The 21656-nt window shown below is 60.5% G+C and carries 17 protein-coding genes; 12 read left to right on the top strand and 5 right to left on the bottom strand.

The window, feature by feature from the left end; all coding sequences use genetic code 11:
• Positions 1-242: 242 nt before the first annotated feature.
• From QMK54_RS20795 to QMK54_RS20780, 4 genes are all read left to right on the top strand, one after another.
• Entirely contained in the window at positions 243-716 is a 474-nt protein-coding gene (locus QMK54_RS20795; RefSeq protein ID WP_110662609.1) for a MarR family winged helix-turn-helix transcriptional regulator, read from the top strand.
• A complete protein-coding gene (locus QMK54_RS20790) occupies positions 713-2182 on the top strand; it encodes an efflux transporter outer membrane subunit (RefSeq protein WP_110662610.1) in 1470 nt (489 codons plus the stop codon). The genes QMK54_RS20795 and QMK54_RS20790 overlap by 4 nt, the downstream gene beginning before the upstream one ends.
• A 15-nt stretch (positions 2183-2197) precedes the next feature.
• Positions 2198-3400, top strand: a complete 1203-nt coding sequence (locus tag QMK54_RS20785; protein WP_223589117.1) for an HlyD family efflux transporter periplasmic adaptor subunit — start codon at positions 2198-2200, stop codon at positions 3398-3400.
• Positions 3401-3626: 226 nt separating this feature from the next.
• Positions 3627-5159: a DHA2 family efflux MFS transporter permease subunit gene (locus QMK54_RS20780; RefSeq protein ID WP_320401258.1), complete on the top strand. Its 1533-nt coding sequence runs from the start codon at positions 3627-3629 to the stop codon at positions 5157-5159.
• Positions 5160-5283: 124 nt separating this feature from the next.
• On the opposite strand, the gene lpxH is transcribed toward QMK54_RS20780, so the two are convergent.
• The gene (gene lpxH, locus QMK54_RS20775; protein ID WP_223589122.1) at positions 5284-6036 is read right to left on the bottom strand and encodes a UDP-2,3-diacylglucosamine diphosphatase; all 753 of its coding nucleotides are present in this window, start codon (positions 6034-6036) and stop codon (positions 5284-5286) included.
• A complete protein-coding gene (locus tag QMK54_RS20770) occupies positions 6033-6536 on the bottom strand; it encodes a peptidylprolyl isomerase (RefSeq protein WP_110661356.1) in 504 nt (167 codons plus the stop codon). The genes lpxH and QMK54_RS20770 overlap by 4 nt, the downstream gene beginning before the upstream one ends.
• Before the next feature lie 268 nt (positions 6537-6804).
• Between QMK54_RS20770 and QMK54_RS20765 the strand changes: the two genes are divergently transcribed.
• Together QMK54_RS20765 and cysS are read left to right on the top strand one after the other, a co-directional pair.
• On the top strand, positions 6805-8502 hold the full coding sequence (locus QMK54_RS20765) for a glutamine--tRNA ligase/YqeY domain fusion protein (RefSeq protein ID WP_320401257.1): 1698 nt from the start codon (positions 6805-6807) through the stop codon (positions 8500-8502).
• Positions 8503-8524: 22 nt separating this feature from the next.
• Complete coding sequence (gene cysS, locus QMK54_RS20760; RefSeq protein WP_320401256.1) at positions 8525-9907, top strand: cysteine--tRNA ligase; 1383 nt, start codon at positions 8525-8527, stop codon at positions 9905-9907.
• A 203-nt stretch (positions 9908-10110) separates the two neighbouring features.
• Here cysS and QMK54_RS20755 read toward each other — a convergent pair whose 3' ends face one another.
• Positions 10111-11943, bottom strand: coding sequence for a sigma-54-dependent Fis family transcriptional regulator (locus QMK54_RS20755; RefSeq protein WP_320401255.1), 1833 nt, complete (start codon positions 11941-11943; stop codon positions 10111-10113).
• Positions 11944-12346: 403 nt separating this feature from the next.
• Here QMK54_RS20755 and QMK54_RS20750 point away from each other — a divergent pair, with 403 nt between their 5' ends.
• The 6 genes from QMK54_RS20750 to QMK54_RS20725 are packed head-to-tail and all read left to right on the top strand — an operon-like array spanning position 12347 to position 18303.
• Complete coding sequence (locus QMK54_RS20750) at positions 12347-13441, top strand: ABC transporter ATP-binding protein (protein ID WP_320401254.1); 1095 nt, start codon at positions 12347-12349, stop codon at positions 13439-13441.
• Entirely contained in the window at positions 13441-14556 is a 1116-nt protein-coding gene (locus QMK54_RS20745) for an ABC transporter ATP-binding protein (protein ID WP_223592018.1), read from the top strand. Before QMK54_RS20750 ends, QMK54_RS20745 begins: the two co-directional genes overlap by 1 nt.
• Positions 14553-15419 (top strand): carbohydrate ABC transporter permease, encoded by an 867-nt coding sequence (locus QMK54_RS20740; protein WP_110662254.1) that lies wholly within the window; start codon positions 14553-14555, stop codon positions 15417-15419. Before QMK54_RS20745 ends, QMK54_RS20740 begins: the two co-directional genes overlap by 4 nt.
• A 10-nt stretch (positions 15420-15429) precedes the next feature.
• Positions 15430-16230, top strand: a complete 801-nt coding sequence (locus QMK54_RS20735) for a carbohydrate ABC transporter permease (protein ID WP_320401253.1) — start codon at positions 15430-15432, stop codon at positions 16228-16230.
• A 10-nt stretch (positions 16231-16240) separates the two neighbouring features.
• Positions 16241-16513 carry a DUF2160 domain-containing protein gene (locus QMK54_RS20730; RefSeq protein WP_110662252.1) on the top strand — a complete coding sequence of 91 codons (273 nt, stop codon included), beginning with the start codon at positions 16241-16243 and terminating at the stop codon, positions 16511-16513.
• A 47-nt stretch (positions 16514-16560) separates the two neighbouring features.
• The gene (locus QMK54_RS20725; protein ID WP_110662251.1) at positions 16561-18303 is read left to right on the top strand and encodes an ABC transporter substrate-binding protein; all 1743 of its coding nucleotides are present in this window, start codon (positions 16561-16563) and stop codon (positions 18301-18303) included.
• 315 nt (positions 18304-18618) lie between these two features.
• Here QMK54_RS20725 and nuoN read toward each other — a convergent pair whose 3' ends face one another.
• Both nuoN and nuoM read right to left on the bottom strand, forming a co-directional pair.
• A complete protein-coding gene (nuoN, locus tag QMK54_RS20720; protein WP_150701295.1) occupies positions 18619-20082 on the bottom strand; it encodes an NADH-quinone oxidoreductase subunit NuoN in 1464 nt (487 codons plus the stop codon).
• Positions 20083-20089: 7 nt separating this feature from the next.
• Positions 20090-21622 (bottom strand): NADH-quinone oxidoreductase subunit M, encoded by a 1533-nt coding sequence (gene nuoM, locus QMK54_RS20715; protein ID WP_110659242.1) that lies wholly within the window; start codon positions 21620-21622, stop codon positions 20090-20092.
• Positions 21623-21656 lie beyond the last annotated feature (34 nt).

The raw sequence follows: 21656 nt of genomic DNA, 5'->3' as shown, positions 1-21656 counted from the left end.
CGTTGGGCCGCGAAGCGGCCCCAAAACCTGCAATTTCATTCCTCTTGAATTCCTATAAATCCAAAAGCGACGACTGCTTCGCAGCCGAACGGGGGCAAGCCCCCTCGCCACAGGTTTATGGTAATTCCCGACGCCGTTAGTCAACTATTTACCAAGCATGCTAACTATTACGTTGACATTCGCTGCCTAGGCAGTAACATCTCGACATACATTCACTGCCTAGGCAGCTAATTGGTGGTCAGATGAAGCATTTCTCTCCAGACGATTTCCGCAATTGCCATCTCGGCCTGTTGCTCGGACGTGCCGCGCTGCTCAAGGACCGGATCATCGACACCCACATGGAACCCCACGGCATCACCGCCGCGCAGTTCAAGGTGTTGATCATCATCGCCCAGTACGGCGTCGATTCGCCGGGCGAGTTGTGCCGTCACCTGTCCCTCGACAGTGGCTCGATGACGCGCATGCTCGATCGTCTGGAACAGAAAGGTTTCCTCGTCCGCCAACGTTCCGAGGCGGATCGCCGTCAGGTGCAGTTGGTACTGACCGAAGAAGGGCAGAAGCTGGCCGACCGCCTGCCGCACATCGGTGCCGAAGCCATGAATGAACTGGCCGGTGCCATCACTCCGGAAGAGCTGAAAACCCTGGAGCTGATCCTGAAGAAAATTTTGCTGGCAGCCGGTGACGCGATCACCCTGCTGCGGGTAGGTGACAAATGAGCAGTAATCCCTTGCGTACCGGCCTGAGTCTGGTGCTGTTGGCCATGAGCGTCGCCGGTTGCGCCAGTTATAGCGGCCTGAAAACCGAAGGCGTCAACCTCGACGCGAAGAGCCTGAAGGCCGGGCAATCCCTCAGCGGCGTGACTTTGTCCCCCGCGGCCTGGCCGAAAAGCGACTGGTGGAAAAGCCTCGGCGATCCGCAACTCGACGGCCTGATCCGTGAGGCCCTGCGCGACAGCCCGGACATGCAAATTGCCGACGCCCGTGCCCATCAGGCCAGCGCTGCCGCTTCCGCCGCCGATGCCGAGCGGATGCCGACCCTGGATGCCAGCGCCGGTGTCAGCCGTTCGCGCCTGGCCCGGGACCAGGACCCACTTGGACAGGGTGACGCGTACGCCACCATTCGCAACATCAGCGCCGGTTTCAACTACAACTTCGACCTCTGGGGCGGTCAGCGCGATGCCTGGGAAGCGGCCCTCGGCCAGGCCCGCGCCGCCGAAGTCGACCAGCAGGCCGCGCAACTGACCCTGGCCGCCGATGTCGCCCGGGCCTACAGCGACCTCGGCCAGGCACACATCGTCTATGACCTGTCCAACGAAGACCTCAAGCGCACCCGACAAATGCTCGACCTGAGCCAGCGGCGCCTGACGGCCGGGATCGACAGCCAGTACCAGTTCCAGCAGACCGAAAGCCTGGAAGCCACTTCCCAGGCCAATCTGATCGATGCCGAGAAACGCCTGAACAGCGCGAAAATTGCCCTGGCCGTTTTGCTCGGCAAAGGCCCGGATCGCGGCAATGAAATTGCCCGGCCGCACATTCTTCAGCCGAGTGCGGTAGCGCTACCTTCGGTGCTGCCAGCCGAATTGCTCGGGCGTCGCCCGGACCTCGTCGCCGCGCGCTGGCGGGTCGAGGCAGCGAGCAAAAGCATCGACGCCGGCAAGACCCGCTTCTATCCCAACTTGAACCTCAGCGCCGCTGCCGGTGCCGAATCCTTGCTGGGCGATGCGATGTTTGGTTCGGCCAGCCGCTTCTTCAACATCGCACCGACGATCTCTGTGCCGATCTTCGACGGTGGCCGCTTGCGCGCCGACCTCGATTCGCGCGACGCCGATTACGACCTCGCCGTGGCGCAGTACAACAAAAGCCTGGTGAAGGCGCTGGGGGATGTCAGTGACAGCATCAACCAGCTGCGCGATATCGGCCGGCAGATCGCTGCCCAGCAGCACGCCACCGACATCGCCCAGGATTCCTACAACACCGTGGTCCAGCGTTACGGTTCCGGCATCGGCAACTACCTGGACGTGCTCAGCATCGAGCAGCAGTTGCTCCAGGCCCAGCGTCAGCTGGCCAACCTGAATGCCGAGCAGATCGACCTGTCGATCCAACTGATGCAGGCGTTGGGCGGCGGTTACCAGCCAGAGGCCATTGCCTCGGCCAACGCCACGCCAGCCACGCTGACCCACTAATTCAAGGTACTTGTCATGGCCACTGCCGATACAACTCAACCTCCTGAAAACACTCAAGGCAACCCCAACTCGGGCAAGCGCAAATTCATGCTGTTGGTCCTCGCTGCCGCCGTCGTGCTCAGCGGCGCGGGTGTCTGGGCTTACCACGAGTTTTACGGGCGCTGGAGCGAAAGCACCGACGATGCCTATGTGAACGGCAACGTGGTGGAAATCACCCCGCTGGTCACCGGCACCGTGGTCAGCATCGGTGCCGATGACGGCGATCTGGTCCATGAAGGCCAGGTACTGGTGAATTTCGACCCGAACGATGCCGAAATCGGCCTGCAAAACGCCCAGGCCAATCTGGCCCGCACCGTGCGCCAGGTGCGCGGCTTGTACAGCGATGTGGACGGTATGAAAGCCCAGGTCAATGCGCAGAAAGCCGAAGTGCAAAAAGCCCAGGACAACTTCAGCCGGCGCAAGAACCTCGCCGCCGGCGGGGCGATTTCCCAGGAAGAACTGTCTCACGCCCGCGACGACCTGACCTCGGCGCAAAACGCCCTGGCCAACGCCGAGCAAAAGCTCAAGACCACCAGCGCGCTGGTCGATGACACCGTGGTTTCATCGCACCCGGACGTGATGGCGGCCGCTGCGCAACTGCGCCAGGCCTATCTGAACAACTCGCGCAGCGTCCTGATCGCTCCGGTTACCGGTTATGTGGCCAAACGCTCTGTACAGCTGGGTCAGCGTGTACAACCGGGTACCGCGCTGATGGCGGTGATCCCGCTGGATCAGCTGTGGATCGACGCCAACTTCAAGGAAACCCAGCTGCGTGACATGCGCATCGGCCAACCGGTGGAGATCGAAACCGACCTCTACGGCAGCGACGTCAAGTACAGCGGCACCATCGACAGCCTCGGCGCCGGGACCGGCAGCGCGTTTGCCCTGCTGCCGGCGCAGAACGCCACCGGCAACTGGATCAAGATCGTGCAGCGCGTGCCGGTGCGGGTCCACGTCAATGCCGAGGAGCTGGCCAAGCATCCGCTGCGGGTCGGCCTGTCGACCATGGTCGATGTCGACCTGCACGACCAGAGCGGCCCGGTGCTGGCGCAACAGCCGCCGCAGAAGGCTTCGTTCAGCACTAACGTCTACGACCGTCAGTTGGCCGAGGCCGACGCGATGATCGCGCAACTGATCCATGACAACAGCGCAGCGGTCAGCAAGACCGCGCAACGCTGATATGCCATCACATCGACCCTGTGGGGCGAGCTGTGGCGAGGGGGCTTGCCCCCGTTGGGCTGCGTAGCAGCCCCAAAATTTCCGATGTATCGAAGAGCTTGTGAGTGCTGCGCACTCAAGCGGGGCGGTTCGGCGTTCCGACAAGCCCCCTCGCCACATTTCGCTCCCACAGGGTTAGCTGCGTTTGTAAAAGGCGCAGTGCCGATCAGGTTTCAAGGGATTCACCATGAGCAATAACGCGTCTTTCACGCCGCCCAGCCTGCTGCTCAGCACCATCGGCCTGTCGCTGGCGACCTTCATGCAAGTGCTCGACACCACCATCGCCAACGTGGCATTGCCGACGATTTCCGGCAACCTGGGCGTGAGTTCGGAGCAGGGCACCTGGGTCATCACTTCGTTTGCGGTGAGCAACGCCATCGCCTTGCCGCTGACCGGTTGGCTCAGCCGCCGTTTCGGCGAGGTGAAGCTGTTTGTCTGGGCGACATTGCTGTTCGTGCTGGCTTCGTTTTTGTGCGGGATTGCCACCTCGATGCCCGAGCTGGTGGGCTTCCGGGTGCTGCAGGGCGTAGTGGCCGGGCCGCTGTACCCGATGACCCAGACCCTGCTGATTGCGGTTTACCCCCCGGCGAAACGGGGGCTGGCGTTGGCGCTGCTGGCGATGGTCACGGTGGTTGCACCGATTGCCGGGCCGATTCTCGGCGGCTGGATCACCGACAGCTACAGCTGGCCGTGGATTTTCTTCATCAACGTGCCCATCGGCCTGTTCGCCGCGTGGGTGGTGACCCAGCAGATGAAAAAGCGCCCGGTGGTCACCAGTCGCCAACCAATGGATTACGTCGGCTTGATCGCGCTGATCATCGGTGTCGGGGCGTTGCAGATTGTGCTCGACAAGGGCAACGATGCCGACTGGTTCGAATCCAGTTTCATCGTGATCGGCTCGGTCATTTCGGTGGTAGCCCTGGCGTTCTTCGTGATCTGGGAAATGACCGACGAGCATCCGGTGGTCAACCTGCGCCTGTTCGCCCACCGCAACTTCCGTTACGGCACCATCGTGCTGATCCTGGGCTATGCGGGGTTCTTCGGGATCAACCTGATTCTGCCGCAGTGGCTGCAAACGCGACTGGGCTACACCGCGACCTGGGCCGGTTTCGCCGTGGCGCCACTGGGGATCCTGCCGGTGCTGCTGGCGCCGTTTGTCGGCAAATACGCGCCCAAATTCGATATGCGCCTGCTGGCGGGCGGGGCGTTCCTGGCCATCGGCCTGAGCTGTTTCATGCGCGCCGGGTTTACCAACGAAGTGGACTTCCAGCACATCGCCCTGGTGCAGTTGTTCATGGGGATCGGCGTGGCGCTGTTCTTCATGCCGACCCTGACCATCCTGCTCTCGGACCTGCCGCCAAGCCAGATTGCCGACGGTTCGGGGCTGGCGACGTTCTTGCGGACGTTGGGCGGTAGTTTCGCGGCGTCGTTGACCACCTGGATCTGGATTCGCCGGGCCGATCAGCATCACGCCTACCTGACCGAAAGCATCACTCCGTTCGACCCGGCGACCCGCGAAGCACTGACCAACCTGGGCGGGGCAGGGGCCAAGGCTTATACGCAGCTGGACCAGATGGTGATCAGCCAGGCGTACATCATGTCCACGGTGGACTACTTCACCCTGCTGGGCTGGATGTTCATGGGCTTGATATTGATTGTGTGGCTGGCCAAGCCGCCGTTTACGGCGAAGGCCGGGCCTGCGGCTTCTGCCGGACGCTAACAAACACCGTAGAACCCATGTGGGAGCGGGCTTGCTCGCGAAAGCGGTGGATCAGTCAATACAGATGTCGACTGACAATCCCTCTTCGCGAGCAAGCCCGCTCCCACAGGTTTTGTGCTCGACGCTAGTTTGCCGGTGCAGCGAGCTGCGGCGGCGGGGCGAAATCGAACGGCGCCAGCGCAAACCCTTGCTCATCGACCTGCAACGCCCACCCTTGACGATCCCAATCCCCCAGCACAATGCGCTTGGCCGCTTGCTCGCCAAGCTGCAACTTGTGAATCGCGGGGCGGTGGGTATGACCGTGGATCAGGGTCTTCACCCCGTATTGCTGCATGATCCGCGGAATCTCCAGCGGCGTGACATCGACAATGTCATTGGCCTTCATCCGCGTCTGCGCGCGGCTTTCACTGCGCAGCTTGCGTGCCAGTTTGTGCCGGGTGCGCAGCGGCAAGTGCCGCAGGATGAACAGGGTGATCGGGTTGCGCAGGTAGCGACGCAGCTTCATATAGGCTTCGTCGCGGGTGCAGAGGCTGTCGCCGTGCATCAGCAGCACCGGCTCGCCGTTGAGTTGCACGACACTCGGATCCTTCAGCAAGGTGCAGCCGGCTTCTTTACAGAACGCCTTGCCGAGCAGGAAGTCGCGATTGCCGTGCATCAGGAAAATGGCCGTGCCGCTGTCGCTGAGTTCGCGCAGGGCCTGGCAGATGGAGCGCTGGAAGGGTGTCATGGCGTCGTCGCCAATCCACACCTCGAAGAAGTCGCCCAGAATGTACAACGCACTCGCCGAGCGGGCGCGTCCGGCGAGCAAATCCAGAAACGCCCGGGTAATGTCCGGGCGCTCCTCTTCCAGATGCAAATCTGAAATCAGCAATATCACTCAATGATCTCGGCTTTCTCGATGATCACGTCGTCTGCTGGTACGTCCTGGTGGCCGGACTTGGACGTGGTGGCCACGCCTTTGATCTTGTCGACAACGTCCTGGCCGGCGGTCACTTTACCGAACACTGCGTAGCCCCAGCCTTGCACGTTCTTGCCGCTGTGGTTCAGGAAGCTGTTGTCGGCCACGTTGATGAAGAACTGTGCGGAAGCCGAATGCGGCTCCATGGTACGGGCCATGGCGACGGTGTATTTTTCGTTGGAAAGACCGTTGTCCGCTTCGTTCTGGATGCTTGGGCGCTTGTCTTTCTTTTCTTTCATGCCTGGCTCGAAACCGCCGCCCTGGATCATGAAGTTACCGATGACACGGTGGAAAACGGTGTTTTCGTAGTGACCGGCTTTAACGTACTCGACGAAGTTGGCCACGGTGATCGGGGCTTTGTCGGCGTTCAGCTCAAGGACGATGTCGCCATGGTTGGTAGTCAGTTTGACTTGGGTCATGATCGGGCACTCTTTTTAAACAGCAGTTTTATAAGGAATTCGTGGTTTTGGGACATTCCATCCCGCAACCGGTTCAGCCTGTCTCGGCCAAGGTGCGCAGTTTAGCGTGACAGGCACGAATTTCGAGGCTGTTTTTTCATTTACGGCCTATTAAATACGACGGTTTACAGAGTGCGCTCTGTCAGGTACTTGACGGCATCGGCTATGATAGCGGCTTTGTTTTGTCCGGCCTTCATTACGGCCACGCACTTGTACGTTCAAGGATCCTATGAGCAAGCCCACTGTCGACCCTACCTCGAATGCCAAGACCGGCCCTGCCGTGCCGGTCAACTTCCTGCGGCCGATCATCCAGGCAGACCTGGATTCGGGCAAGCACACGCAGATCGTCACCCGTTTTCCGCCTGAACCCAACGGCTACCTGCACATCGGCCACGCCAAGTCGATCTGTGTGAACTTCGGCCTGGCCCAGGAGTTCGGCGGCGTCACGCACCTGCGTTTCGACGACACCAACCCGGCCAAGGAAGACCAGGAATACATCGACGCGATCGAAAGCGACGTCAAATGGCTGGGCTTCGAATGGTCCGGCGAAGTGCGCTACGCCTCGCAGTATTTCGACCAGCTGCACGACTGGGCCGTTGAGCTGATCAAATCCGGCAATGCCTACGTCGACGACCTGACCCCGGAGCAAGCCAAGGAATACCGTGGCAGCCTGACCGAACCGGGCAAGAACAGCCCGTTCCGCGAGCGCAGCGTCGAAGAGAACCTGGATCTGTTCGCCCGCATGAAAGCCGGCGAGTTCAAGGACGGCGCACGGGTGCTGCGGGCCAAGATCGACATGGCCTCGCCGAACATGAACCTGCGCGATCCGATCATGTATCGCATTCGCCACGCTCATCACCACCAGACCGGTGACAAGTGGTGCATCTACCCGAACTACGACTTCACCCACGGTCAGTCGGACGCCATCGAAGGCATCACCCATTCGATCTGCACCCTGGAGTTCGAAAGCCACCGTCCGCTGTACGAGTGGTTCCTCGAGCACTTGCCGGTGCCGGCCAACCCGCGCCAGTACGAGTTCAGCCGCCTGAACCTGAACTACACCATCACCAGCAAGCGCAAGCTCAAGCAGTTGGTCGATGAAAAGCACGTCAACGGCTGGGACGACCCGCGCATGTCCACGCTGTCGGGCTTCCGCCGTCGTGGCTACACGCCGAAGTCGATCCGCAACTTCTGCGAAATGATCGGCACCAACCGTTCCGACGGCGTGGTCGACTTCGGCATGCTCGAATTCAGCATCCGTGACGACCTCGACCACAGCGCCCCGCGTGCCATGTGCGTGCTGCGTCCGCTGAAAGTCGTGATCACCAACTACCCGGAAGGCCAGGTCGAGAACCTCGAACTGCCGTGCCACCCGAAAGAAGACATGGGCGTGCGCGCACTGCCATTCGCCCGTGAAATCTACATCGACCGTGAAGACTTCATGGAAGAGCCGCCAAAGGGCTACAAACGCCTGGAACCGGCCGGTGAAGTGCGTCTGCGCGGCAGCTACGTGATCCGTGCCGACGAAGCGATCAAGGACGCCGATGGCAACATCGTCGAACTGCGCTGCTCGTACGATCCCGACACCCTGGGCAAGAACCCGGAAGGTCGCAAGGTCAAAGGCGTGGTGCACTGGGTGCCGGCCGCTGCCAGCGTCGAGTGCGAAGTGCGCCTGTACGATCGTCTGTTCCGTTCGGCCAACCCTGAGAAGGCCGAAGACAGCGCCAGTTTCCTGGACAACATCAACCCTGACTCGCTGCAGGTACTCACCGGTTGTCGTGCCGAGCCTTCGCTGGGCAACGCACAGCCGGAAGACCGTTTCCAGTTCGAGCGCGAAGGTTACTTCGTTGCCGATCTCAAGGACTCGAAACCAGGTCAGCCGGTATTCAACCGTACCGTGACCCTGCGTGATTCGTGGGGCCAGTGATTCAGCGTCAAGGAAATATAAAGTGCTGACGATCTACAACACGCTCACCAAGAGCAAAGAAGTTTTCAAGCCTTTGGATGGCAACAACGTGCGCATGTACGTCTGCGGCATGACCGTGTACGACTACTGCCACATTGGCCACGGCCGCAGCATGGTCGCGTTTGACCTGGTGACCCGCTGGTTGCGGTTCAGCGGTTATAACCTGACCTACGTGCGCAACATCACCGACATCGAAGACAAGATCATCAATCGTGCCCGCGAGAACGGCGAACCGTTCGACGCGCTGACCGAACGCATGATCACTGCAATGCATGAGGACGAGGCACGCCTCAACATCCTCAAACCGGACATGGAACCGCGTGCCACCGATCACATTCCGGGCATGCTGAGCATGATCCAGACCCTGATCGACAAGGGTTATGCCTACGCACCGGGCAATGGCGACGTGTACTACCGCGTCGCCAAGTTCATGGGTTACGGCAAGCTGTCGCGCAAGAAGATCGAAGACCTGCGCATCGGCGCACGGATCGAAGTTGACGAGTCCAAGCAGGACCCGCTGGACTTCGTACTGTGGAAAGCCACCAAGCCGGGTGAGCCGAGCTGGGAATCGCCGTGGGGCGCCGGTCGTCCGGGCTGGCACATCGAGTGCTCGGTGATGTCGACCTGCTGCCTGGGCGAAACCTTCGACATTCATGGCGGCGGCAGCGACCTTGAGTTCCCGCACCACGAAAACGAAATCGCCCAGAGCGAAGCGGCGACCGGCAAGACCTACGCCAACGCGTGGATGCATTGCGGCATGATTCGCATCAATGGCGAGAAGATGTCCAAGTCCTTGAACAACTTCTTCACCATTCGCGACGTGCTCGACAAGTACCACCCGGAAGTCGTGCGTTACCTGCTGGTGTCGAGCCACTACCGCAGCGCCATCAACTATTCGGAAGACAACCTCAAGGACGCCAAGGGCGCCCTCGAGCGTTTCTACCACGCGTTGAAAGGCCTGCCGAGCGTGGCGCCTGCTGGCGGCGAAGCCTTCGTCGAGCGCTTCACCCAAGTGATGAACGACGACTTCGGCACGCCGGAAGCTTGCGCGGTGTTGTTCGAGATGGTTCGTGAAATCAACCGTCTGCGCGAGAGCGATCTCAATGCCGCGGCCGGTCTGGCAGCCCGTTTGAAAGAACTGGCCAGCGTGTTGGGTGTGTTGCAGCTCGAAGCCGATGATTTCCTGCAAGCGGGCGCCGAAGGGCGCGTGGATGCAGCCGAAGTCGAAGCGCTGATCGCTGCGCGCCTGGCGGCACGTGCCGGCAAGGACTGGGCCGAATCCGACCGCATCCGCGACCAGCTCACCGCCATGGGTGTGGTGCTGGAAGACGGCAAGGGCGGCACGACCTGGCGTCTGGCTGACTGATGGCGTTACTGGCTACAAAACAAAACCCGCCTTGTGCGGGTTTTTGTTTTTTTGGGGGCTTCTGATTCTGAGGTGGCAGAACTGACGCCTTCGCGAGCAAGCCCGCTCCCACATTGGATTTGCGTCGTACACAAAACTCAAACACACCAAAGATCAACTGTGGGAGCGGGCTTGCCCGCGAAGGGGCCCGTTCGGCCAACTTGTCATTCAGCCTGGCGCAACCGCTTGTAAAGGGTATTGCGGCTCACCCCAAGCCTGCGCGCCAGGTAGGAAATATTCCCGCCGACCGCCTGCAACTGCCGGTTCAAATCCTCTGCATCATTCAGATCCACGGCCAATTGCTCCGGCGTCTCCACCGGCTCCATCTCCAGATCGACAAAAAAATCATCCGGCAAATGCTCCGGCCGTATCGGTTGTTCCTCGGCCATGGCCAGGGCGACCTGAATAACGCTGCTGACCTGGCGCAAGTTACCCGGCCAGGGATGCCGGCAGAACAGCGCCAGCACTTCCTGGCTCAGACCGGCCCATTGTGCGGGTTCACGGTGCTGTTCCCACAGGCGCTTGAACAGTGCCTCTTTGTCGCTGCGCTCTCTTAGCGGTGGCAGTTCCAGGGTCAGGCCGCCGATGCGGTAATACAGGTCCTCACGAAACCGCCCCAGTTGCACCTGTTCGCGCAGCGAGCGGTTGGTGGCGGAGATAATCCGCAAGTCCACAGGGAACAATTCGCTGCTGCCTACCGGCTGCACGCAACGCTCCTGCAACACCCGCAACAGTCGCGCCTGGGTTGGCAGCGGCATGTCACCGATTTCGTCGAGGAACAGCGTGCCTTTGTCAGCCTTGCGGATTAGCCCGATGCTGCCTTTCTGGTTGGCGCCGGTGAACGCGCCTTTCTCATAACCGAACAACTCGGATTCCACCAGTTCGGCGGGAATCGCTGCACAGTTGACGGCGATGAACGCTTGTTTGCTGCGCGAGCTGGCCTGATGCAGGGCTTTGACGAACACTTCCTTGCCGACCCCGGTTTCACCATGGATCAGCAAGGGAATGTCTTTTTCCAGCAAGCGCTCGGCCTGACGCACGGCTTTTTCCACGCGACTGTCGCCGAAATGCAGGGAGTTGAGGCTGATGGCCGCGGGTGCAGCTACAACCGGCTCGGTGAACACTCGAGGTTGAATTGATGCCTGTTTCGGCCGCTTCAACAGGCACTGGAAGCGGTTGCGCCCGGAGGTTTGCAGGGCGAAGGGCAGGCCTTCGGGCTGGTTGAGCAATTCCAGCAGCGAGACCTTGAACAGGCTCTCGACACTGACCCGCGACAGGCTGATACCCAGCAAATTGTCGGCCCGGCGATTGGCCGACAGCACCTGGCCGGTTTCATCGAAGATCAGCAACCCGGCCCATTGGCTGTCGAGGTTGTTCAGCCCGGTGTTGAACGTCAGCTGGAAATGCAGGCCATGGAACAGGTTGAGGATCAGCCGGTTTTCCACGGTCTGGCTCATCATCTTGACCATGCCCAGGGTGTGGGAGGGCGGCAGGTAGCTGTCACTGGACACGTCCAGCACCGCGATCACCTTGCGCTCGGCATCGAAAATCGGCGCGGCGGAACCGGTCATGAAGCGGTTGGCCTTGAGGAAGTGTTCATCGTGCTCGATGTGCACCGCTTGTTCGCAGGCCAGGGCGGTGCCGATGGCGTTGGTGCCGGTGCAGCGCTCCATCCAGCTGGCGCCGGCACTAAAGCCTCGGGCCAGTTTCGGTTCGATAAAGCGCTGGGTGCCCCAGGACGTGAGCACCTGGCCCTGATGGTCGGCGAGCATGATCAGGCAATTGGAGTTGCTCAGGATGTTCTCGTAGTAGGGCAGCACTTCCTGATGGGTGGTTTGCACCAGCGAATGCTGGCTCTCCAACAGTTGCGCGATGCCCGCGGCCGGCAATTGGTCGAAGGCCGGCGCGCTCTGATGGCTGAGGCCGAACGCGCGGCATCGGGACCAGGAGTCCTGGATGATGGCGTCGTGGGACAGCGGCGAGGCGGGTGCGGCCATGGCAGTCGATCTCTGGGCAAGCTTTTGTTGTTTTTATGGGTAGTTCTGCAGTGCGGCGAACTCCATGTGGGAGCGGGCTTGCTCGCGAAGGCGGTGTTTCAGTCACATCAATGCTGAATGACACACCGCCTTCGCGAGCAAGCCCGCTCCCACAGGTTCTGCGTCCATTTCGATATTCCCGGAATGGCAAAAAAGCATCCATAGAGTGTTGTTCACTATTGTTCACTGTCAATGGGTGAACTGTTCAGTTGTTCATTTTCGATTGTTCATTTGTGTTCAGCAACGAACGTGGTTTTGCCGTCTTCTTCTGGAATTTCAAGTGCAATCAACGGCTTGCGATTTTTGGCACGGATGTCGCTATGTAGCTCCGGTCGCTTGACTCCAATAATAAAAAGGCCGAGCCATGTCACTCACCCTGGAGCACGTCAGCCGCACCGTCGAGGGCCAGACCTGGATCGACGATGCCAACCTGAGTTTTGAACCCGGTTCCTTCAACGTTTTGCTGGGCCGGACCTTGTCCGGCAAAACCAGCCTGATGCGCCTGATGGCCGGTCTGGACAAGCCCGACAGCGGGCGCATCCTGATGAACGGCGTCGACGTCACCCAACGCCCGGTGCGCTTGCGCAACGTGTCGATGGTCTATCAGCAGTTCATCAACTACCCGACCATGACGGTGTTCGAGAACATCGCTTCACCGTTGCGTCAGGCCGGTGTATCCAGCGAGCTGATCCAGAGCAAGGTGCTGGAAACCGCGAAGATGCTGCGCATCGAGAAGTTTCTAAAGCGCTATCCGCTTGAGCTTTCCGGCGGTCAGCAGCAGCGCACGGCCATGGCCCGGGCGCTGGTCAAGGATGCCGAACTGATCCTGTTCGACGAGCCGCTGGTCAACCTCGACTACAAGTTGCGCGAAGAACTGCGCCAGGAAATGCGCGAGCTGTTCAAGGCGCGTCACACCATCGCGATCTATGCCACCACCGAGCCCAACGAAGCCCTGGCCCTGGGCGGCACCACCACCATTCTTCACGAAGGCCGGGTGGTCCAGAGCGGCCAGTCTTCCTCGGTCTATCACCAGCCGCAAACGGTGCTGGCGGCCGAACTGTTCTCCGAGCCGCCGATCAACCTGATGCCAGGTCGCATTGTCGGCAATGAAGTGAGTTTCGCCAACTTCGTGCACTTCCCGCTGAACGTCGACTTGCGCCCGGTGGGCGAGGGCGAGTTCCGTTTCGGCGTGCGACCCAGCCATATCTCGCTGGTGCCGAGCAATGACGATGACCTCGAATTGGCAGTGACCGTCGAGGTCGCGGAAATCAGCGGCTCGGAAACCTTCCTGCACGTACGCAACGAGCATTTCCTGCTGGTGCTGCACTTGCCGGGTGTTCACGAATACGACGTCGATGCGCCGATTCGCATCTACATCCCGACCCATAAACTGTTTGTGTTCGATACGCAGGGGCGCCTGGTCCAGGCGCCGGGCCGGCGTGTCTCGAGGGTTGCCTGATGGCTGAAATCCGTTTGCAGAACCTCGCCCACAGCTACACCAAAACCCCGGCGGGACCTGAGGACTACGCGATCCGCGAGATGGACCACATCTGGGAGCAGGGTGGCGCCTACGCGTTGCTCGGCCCATCGGGCTGCGGCAAGTCGACCTTGCTCAACATCATTTCCGGGCTGCTCAGCCCGTCCCAGGGCCATGTGCTGTTCGACGGCAAAGCGGTCAACGACCTGACCCCGGAGAAGCGCAACATCGCCCAGGTTTTCCAGTTTCCGGTGGTCTACGACACCATGACGGTGTTCGACAACCTGGCCTTTCCGCTGCGCAACCAGGGCATGGCCGAGGCGAAAGTTCATAGCAAGGTCCAGGAAATCGCCGAAGTCCTCGACTTGCAGAACCTGTTGAGCAAAAAGGCGCGCAACCTCACCGCCGATGAAAAACAGAAAGTCTCCATGGGTCGCGGGCTGGTGCGTGATGACGTCTCGGCGATCCTGTTCGACGAGCCGCTGACGGTGATCGACCCGCACCTGAAGTGGAAACTGCGACGCAAGCTCAAGCAGATTCACGAGCAGTTCAACATCACCATGGTCTACGTCACCCACGATCAACTCGAGGCCTCGACTTTCGCCGACAAGATCGCGGTGATGTACGGCGGGCAGATCGTGCAGTTCGGTACGCCAAGAGAGTTGTTCGAGCGGCCGAGCCATACCTTTGTCGGCTACTTCATCGGCAGCCCCGGGATGAACCTGATCGAGGTGCAGCCGCGACCGGGCGGCGTCGGGTTTGCCTCGACTCACCTGCCGCTGTCCGAGGCCATGCAGCAGCGCATCGCCGAAACCGAATGGAAAACCCTCAAGGTCGGCATTCGTCCGGAGTTCGTCCATGTGTGGGACGAAGCCTTTGATGACGCGCTGCGGGCGCAGGTCGTACACGTCGAAGACCTGGGCACCTACAAGATCATGACCCTGAACCTCGATGGCGCCACCCTGAAAGTGCGCCTGGCCGAAGACAAACCGGTGCCGCAAGGCACGGCCTACATCAGTTTTCCGGCGCAATGGCTGATGGTCTACGCCGACGAATTCCTCCTGGAAACCCAAGCCAACATTGAGGTGCAGCCATGAACAAGGTGCAGAACAACAAGGCCTGGTGGCTGGTGCTGCCGGTGTTCCTGCTGGTGGCGTTCAGTGCGGTGATCCCGATGATGACCGTGGTCAACTATTCGGTGCAGGACATCTTCGACCAGTCCAGCCGCTATTTTGTCGGCGCCGACTGGTACAAACAGGTGCTGCTCGACCCGCGCCTGCATGACTCGTTGTTGCGCCAGTTCATCTATTCCGGCTGTGTGCTGCTGATCGAAATTCCCCTGGGCATCGCCATTGCCCTGACCATGCCGACCAAGGGCCGCTGGTCTTCGGTGGTGCTGATCGTGCTGGCGATCCCGCTGCTGATCCCGTGGAACGTGGTCGGCACCATCTGGCAGATCTTCGGCCGCGCCGACATCGGCCTGTTGGGGGCGAGCCTCAAGGCCATGGGCATCAACTACAACTATGCGGCGAACACCATGGACGCCTGGGTCACTGTGCTGATCATGGACGTCTGGCACTGGACCTCGCTGGTGGCGCTGTTGTGCTTCTCCGGGTTGCGGGCGATTCCGGATGTGTATTACCAGGCGGCGCGGATCGACCGTGCCTCGGCCTGGGCGGTGTTCCGGCATATCCAGTTGCCCAAGCTCAAGAGTGTGCTGCTGATCGCCGTGATGCTGCGCTTCATGGACAGTTTCATGATCTACACCGAGCCGTTCGTGCTCACGGGCGGCGGTCCGGGCAATGCCACGACCTTCCTCAGTCAGACCCTGACCCAGATGGCCGTAGGGCAATTCGACCTGGGGCCGGCTGCGGCATTCTCGCTGGTGTACTTCCTGATCATCCTGTTGGTGTCCTGGCTGTTCTACACCGCCATGACTCACTCTGACGCCAACCGTTGAGGCCTGCGCCATGAGCAAAAGAAAGCTTATCCCCTTGCTGCTCTACATCCTGTTCCTGCTGGTGCCGATCTACTGGCTGCTGAACATGTCCTTCAAGAGCAACAGCGAAATCCTTGGCGGCCTGACGCTTTTCCCACAGGAGTTCACCCTGGCCAACTACAAGGTGATCTTCACCGATCCGAGCTGGTACACCGGCTACATCAACTCGGCGTACTACGTGAGTCTGAACACGATCATCTCCCTGACCGTGGCGCTACCGGCGGCCTATGCCTTCTCGCGCTATCGCTTCCTGGGCGACAAGCACCTGTTCTTCTGGTTGCTGACCAACCGCATGGCGCCACCGGCGGTGTTCCTGCTGCCGTTCTTCCAGCTGTATTCCTCGATCGGGTTGTTCGATACCCACATCGCCGTGGCCTTGGCCCATTGCCTGTTCAACGTGCCGTTGGCGGTGTGGATCCTTGAAGGTTTCATGTCCGGCGTGCCCAAGGAAATCGACGAAACCGCCTACATCGATGGCTACAGTTTTCCCAAGTTCTTCGTGAAGATTTTCATCCCGTTGATCGGCTCCGGCATCGGTGTCACGGCGTTTTTCTGCTTCATGTTTTCCTGGGTCGAACTGCTGTTGGCGCGAACCCTCACTTCGGTGAACGCCAAACCGATCGCAGCGGTGATGACCCGCACGGTCTCGGCGTCCGGTATCGACTGGGGCGTGCTGGCGGCGGCGGGGGTGTTGACCATCCTGCCGGGCATGCTGGTGATCTGGTTTGTTCGCAACCACGTGGCCAAGGGCTTCGCCCTGGGTCGGGTATGAGGAACTGATGATGGAATGGATGAGCTGGACCGCCCCCACGGCGGCATTCTTCAGTGTGATTGCCCTGATCCTGGTGGTCATGACCACTTGGGAATTACGTTCGCCGAGCATCCTTCGGCGTGGTTTTCTGCCGATTGCCACCACCCGTGGTGATCGTTTGTTTATCGGTCTTCTCGGCAGCGCCTACCTGCACTTGCTGGTAATCGGCGTCACCGACTGGAGCATCTGGGTGGCGTTCGCGTTGTCCCTGGTGTGGCTGTTGGCTGTGATGCGTTGGGGCTAGTCGAATCGCTCGGCAATGTTGCTCCGAAACTTAAACAGGAGGTCTCTATGTTCGACAAAAACAATAAGCTGCGACATAGCATTTCATTGGCAGCCATGCTGGCACTCAGCGGTTTGAGCGCTTCGGCCTGGGCCGATGCCTACGAAGATGCCGCGAAGAAATGGATCGGCAGTGAATTCAAGCCGTCCACACTCACCGCCGATCAACAACTGGAAGAGCTGAAGTGGTTCATCAAGGCAGCGGAGCCGTTCCGTGGGATGAACATCAAGGTGGTGTCGGAAACCATTGCCACCCACGAGTACGAGTCCAAGGTGCTGGCCAAGGCCTTCACTGAAATCACCGGGATCAAGCTGACCCACGACCTGCTGCAGGAAGGCGACGTGGTGGAAAAGCTGCAGACCGTGATGCAGTCGGACAAGAGTATCTATGATGGTTGGGTCAACGACTCGGACTTGATCGGTACGCACTTTCGCTACGGCAAGACCGAATCGATCACCGACTTGATGGCCAACGAAGGCAAGGACTTCACCTCGCCGACCCTGGACATCAAGGACTTCATCGGCATCTCGTTCACCACTGCGCCGGACGGCAAGATCTATCAATTGCCTGACCAACAGTTCGCCAACCTGTACTGGTTCCGCGCCGACTGGTTCGAGCGCGCGGACCTCAAGGCCAAGTTCAAGGAAAAGTACGGCTATGACCTGGGCGTGCCGGTGAACTGGTCAGCCTATGAAGACATCGCCAAGTTCTTTAGCGAAGACGTCAAGGAAATCGACGGCAAGCGCGTTTACGGGCACATGGACTACGGCAAGAAAGACCCGTCCCTGGGCTGGCGCTTCACCGATGCCTGGTTCTCCATGGCCGGTGGCGGCGACAAGGGCATCCCCAACGGCTTGCCGGTGGACGAGTGGGGCATTCGTGTCGAGGACTGCCATCCGGTGGGTTCCAGCGTGACCCGCGGCGGCGACACCAACGGGCCGGCGGCGGTGTTCGCCACCACCAAGTACGTCGACTGGCTGAAGAAGTACGCGCCACCGGAAGCGGCGGGCATGACCTTCTCCGAATCAGGTCCCGTACCGTCCCAGGGCGCCATCGCCCAGCAGATATTCTGGTACACCGCCTTCACCGCCGACATGACCAAACCGGGCCTGGCGGTAATGAACGCCGACGGCACGCCGAAATGGCGCATGGCGCCGTCGCCGCGTGGGCCGTACTGGGAAGAGGGCATGAAACTGGGCTATCAGGACGTGGGTTCCTGGACTTTCATGAAGTCCACGCCTGAGAAGCAGAAACTCGCGGCCTGGCTGTATGCGCAGTTCGTGACCTCGAAAACCGTGTCACTGAAGAAAACCATCGTCGGCTTGACGCCGATTCGCGAGTCGGACATCAACTCGCAAGCGATGACCGACCTGGCGCCGAAACTCGGTGGCCTGGTGGAGTTCTACCGCAGCCCGGCCCGCGTGCAATGGACCCCGACCGGGACCAACGTGCCGGACTATCCACGCCTGGCGCAACTGTGGTGGAGCCACATCGCCGAAGCCGCCAGCGGCGAGAAAACCCCGCAACAGGCACTCGATGGCCTGGCCAAGGATCAGGACGCAATCATGAGCCGTCTGGAACGCTCGAAGGCACAAGCCACCTGCGCGCCGAAAATGAACCCCGAGCGCGATGCGCAATACTGGTTCGACCAGCCGGGTGCGCCGAAGCCGAAACTGGAAAACGAGAAACCTAAAGGCGAGACCGTGAGCTACGCCGAACTGCTGAAGTCGTGGGAGGCGGCGCGTAAATAAAGTGATTGGACTGTGAAAAGCGAACGGCACCGGAAGGTGCCGTTTTTGTTTGTGCTTGTCCGCGAAGTGGCCATTGAGGACAGTTGGGCTCTCTGAGCAGCATTACTTCTCAAAAACAATGACCCGTGGCGAGGGAGCTTGCTCCCGCTGGACTGCGCAGCAGGCCCCTTTCGCAAGTTCCGGTCTATCTGGTAAAGAGTGAAGATCTCAAATTTTGGCGACTGCTTCGCAGCCGAGCGGGAGCAAGCTCCCTCGCCACAGAAAACGGCACCCGAAGGTGCCGTTTTTGTTTTCTACCGAGAGTCGCCTAAGCGATCAACCCGCCAACCCCGACTGTTGAACCAGGTTCAGTAGTGGTTGTGGGTAGACGCCGAGGAAGAACGCGACCAGGGCGATGGCCAGCAGCATCACGCCGCCTGCCTTCTGTTCCCAATGCAGTTGCGCATCGTGGCGACGCAGGTTCGGTTCGATCAGGTACAGGGTGACCATGACGCGCAGGTAGTAGAACACGCCGATGGCGCTGCCCAGTACCAGCGAGCCGACCAGCCACCATTGGTGCGATTCGACACCGGTGGCGATGATGTAGAACTTGCCGATGAAGCCCGCGGTCAGCGGGATACCAGCCAGCGACAGCATCATCACGGTCAGTACGGCGGTCAGGTACGGACGGCGCCAGAACAGGCCGCGGTATTCGTACAGGGCGTCTGCGTCACGGCCGTTGTACGGCGAGGACATCAGGGTGATCACGCCGAAAGCGCCGAGGCTGGTGATCACGTAGGTGACCAGGTACACGCCGATGGCTTCCACGGCCAGACCCTTGCTCGCCACCAGGGCGATCAGCAGGTAACCGAAGTGGGCGATGGACGAGTAACCCAGCAGACGCTTGAGGTTGCTCTGGGTCAGCGCCAGCAGGTTACCGAACAGGATCGACGCAATGGCGATGATGGTCAGCACGTCGCTCAGCACGCCGCTGCTTGCGGCTGGCGAGATCTGGAACAGACGCACCATCACCGCGAACACAGCCACTTTGGAAGCGGTCGCGAGGAACGCTGCAACCGGCGCCGGAGCACCTTCGTAGACGTCCGGCGTCCAGAGGTGGAAAGGTACCAGCGACAGCTTGAACGCCAGGCCGATCAGCATCATGCCCAGGCCCAACTGAGCCAGCGAGCTTGGCAGGCCAGTAGCCGCAAGCGCCTGGCCGATGCCGACGAAGCTCAGGGAACCGGAGTCTGCGTAGAGCAGGGCCATACCGAACAACAGGAACGCGGAACCGGCAGCCGACAGCACCATGTACTTGATGCCGGCTTCCAGCGAACGCTTGTTGAAGAAGGCGTAGGCCACCAGACCGTAGACCGGCACCGACAGCAGTTCCAGACCGATGAACAACCCGGCCAGGTGCTGCGCGCTGACCAGAACCAGGCCACCGGCGGCGGCCATCAGGATCAGCAGGTACAGTTCTTCACGGTTGCCCGGGTAACCGGAGCCGCCATCGCCGAGGTAGGCGTGGGCGAGGGTGACACAGGCGAGGGTGGCGACCAGGATCAGCGCCATGTACAGGCAGGCAAAGGTGTCGATCTGCAGCAAAGGCGTCACGGCCAGGGGCGCGACTTTCAAGGCCGGCAGGATCGACAGCAAAGCCAGGTTCAGACCCGCCACGGAAATCAGGAAGGTCTGCGAGTGGTTGCGGCGCCAGGCGATTGCCAGCATCACCACGATAATGGTGAGGCTGGTAATCAACAGCGGCGCTAGCGCGATAAAGTGTTGAGTCGTGAATTCCATAGCGCTCTTACCGGGCCGAAGCGAGTTGAGTGAAGGCGGTGCCGAGCCACTGCTGCACGCCATGCATCGTCGCGGCAGAGGTATCGAGGAACGGTTGCGGGTACACGCCGATGTAAATCAGCAGTGCGGCCAGACCGACCACCATGATCATTTCGCGACCGTCCATGCCATGCAGTACCGCGTCCGATTTGGCCGGACCGAAGTACGCACGGTGGATCATGATCAGCGAGTAGACCGAACCGAACACCAGGCCGGACGTGGCGATGATGGTGACCCATGGGGCGATCGGGAAGGTGCCGATCAGGATCAGGAATTCGCCGACGAAGTTACCGGTACCCGGCAGACCCAGGGACGCCGCTGCAAAGAACAGGCTGAGGGCCGGCAGGTAAGCGATCTTCGACCACAGGCCACCCATTTCACGCATGTCGCGGGTGTGGGTGCGTTCGTACAGCTGGCCACTCAGGATAAAGAGTGCCGCTGCCGACAGGCCGTGGGCGAGCATCTGCATCACCGCGCCCTGCAGCGCCAGTTGGCTGCCGGAGTAGATGCCGATCAGTACGAAGCCCATGTGGGAAACGGACGAGAAGGCGATCAGACGCTTGATGTCGGTTTGTGCGAAGGCCAGGAACGCACCGTAGAAGATCCCGATCAGACCCAGGGCCATGGCGAACGGCGCGAACTCGGCCGAGGCATTCGGGAACAGCGGCAGGGCGAAACGCAACAGGCCGTAGGCCGCGGTTTTCAGCAAGATACCGGCGAGGTCGACGGAACCTGCGGTCGGTGCCTGGGCGTGAGCATCAGGCAACCAGGAGTGGAACGGTACGACCGGCAGCTTGACCGCGAAGGCGATGAAGAAGCCGAGCATCAGGATGTACTCGGTGGTCATCGACATCTTGGTTTTCAACAGGTCGGCGTAGTTGAAGGTAATCACGCCTGTGTTGTTGAAGTTGACCAGTACCAGACCCAGGATCGCCACCAGCATGATCAGGCCGGAAGCCTGAGTGAAGATGAAGAACTTGGTCGCCGCGTAGATCCGGGTTTTCTTGCCGTCCGAAGAACTGTGACCCCAGAGCGCGATGAGGAAGTACATCGGCACCAGCATCATTTCCCAGAAGAAGAAGAACATGAACAGGTCGAGGGCGAGGAACACACCGACGACACCGCCCAGGATCCACATCAGGTTCAGGTGGAAGAAACCCACGTGACGCTGGATCTCTTTCCACGAGCAGAGTACCGAGAGCACACCCAGCAGACCCGTGAGCATGATCATCAACAGTGACAGGCCGTCGAGGGCCAGGTGCACGTTGATGCCGAAGCGCTCGATCCAGACGTGCTTGAACTCAAGCGCCCAGGTCGGGTCGGCGCCAGGCGCCGGGGCAAATGAATAATCACCGTTGGCCCACAGCCAGAGGCCGAGGGAGAGCAACAGGGACATGGTGATCAGCGCAATCCAGCGGGGGAGGGTGGCGCCGAAGCGCTCACCCATCCAGCACAGCAGGCCGCCGATGAAGGGGATCAGGATTAGCCAAGGCAGAATCATGACGGGTTCGTTTCCTTTCGCAAATTCGCAAGGT

Source organism: Pseudomonas sp. P5_109 (assembly GCF_034009455.1).
In the GTDB taxonomy this organism is placed as follows: domain Bacteria; phylum Pseudomonadota; class Gammaproteobacteria; order Pseudomonadales; family Pseudomonadaceae; genus Aquipseudomonas.
The sequence above is the reverse complement of the archived record's forward strand: the minus strand, read 5'-3'. Positions and strand labels throughout refer to the sequence as shown.

Bases quoted from the DNA above. Each gene is read 5' to 3' on its own strand.
- QMK54_RS20795 (WP_110662609.1), top strand. From the start codon at position 243: ATGAAGCATTTCTCTCCAGACGATTTCCGCAATTGCCATCTCGGCCTG.
- QMK54_RS20790 (WP_110662610.1), top strand. From the start codon at position 713: ATGAGCAGTAATCCCTTGCGTACCGGCCTGAGTCTGGTGCTGTTGGCC.
- QMK54_RS20785 (WP_223589117.1), top strand. From the start codon at position 2,198: ATGGCCACTGCCGATACAACTCAACCTCCTGAAAACACTCAAGGCAAC.
- QMK54_RS20780 (WP_320401258.1), top strand. From the start codon at position 3,627: ATGAGCAATAACGCGTCTTTCACGCCGCCCAGCCTGCTGCTCAGCACC.
- QMK54_RS20770 (WP_110661356.1), bottom strand. From the start codon at position 6,536: ATGACCCAAGTCAAACTGACTACCAACCATGGCGACATCGTCCTTGAG.
- QMK54_RS20765 (WP_320401257.1), top strand. From the start codon at position 6,805: ATGAGCAAGCCCACTGTCGACCCTACCTCGAATGCCAAGACCGGCCCT.
- QMK54_RS20755 (WP_320401255.1), bottom strand. From the start codon at position 11,943: ATGGCCGCACCCGCCTCGCCGCTGTCCCACGACGCCATCATCCAGGAC.
- QMK54_RS20750 (WP_320401254.1), top strand. From the start codon at position 12,347: ATGTCACTCACCCTGGAGCACGTCAGCCGCACCGTCGAGGGCCAGACC.
- QMK54_RS20745 (WP_223592018.1), top strand. From the start codon at position 13,441: ATGGCTGAAATCCGTTTGCAGAACCTCGCCCACAGCTACACCAAAACC.
- QMK54_RS20740 (WP_110662254.1), top strand. From the start codon at position 14,553: ATGAACAAGGTGCAGAACAACAAGGCCTGGTGGCTGGTGCTGCCGGTG.
- QMK54_RS20735 (WP_320401253.1), top strand. From the start codon at position 15,430: ATGAGCAAAAGAAAGCTTATCCCCTTGCTGCTCTACATCCTGTTCCTG.
- QMK54_RS20730 (WP_110662252.1), top strand. From the start codon at position 16,241: ATGGAATGGATGAGCTGGACCGCCCCCACGGCGGCATTCTTCAGTGTG.
- QMK54_RS20725 (WP_110662251.1), top strand. From the start codon at position 16,561: ATGTTCGACAAAAACAATAAGCTGCGACATAGCATTTCATTGGCAGCC.
- nuoN (WP_150701295.1), bottom strand. From the start codon at position 20,082: ATGGAATTCACGACTCAACACTTTATCGCGCTAGCGCCGCTGTTGATT.
- nuoM (WP_110659242.1), bottom strand. From the start codon at position 21,622: ATGATTCTGCCTTGGCTAATCCTGATCCCCTTCATCGGCGGCCTGCTG.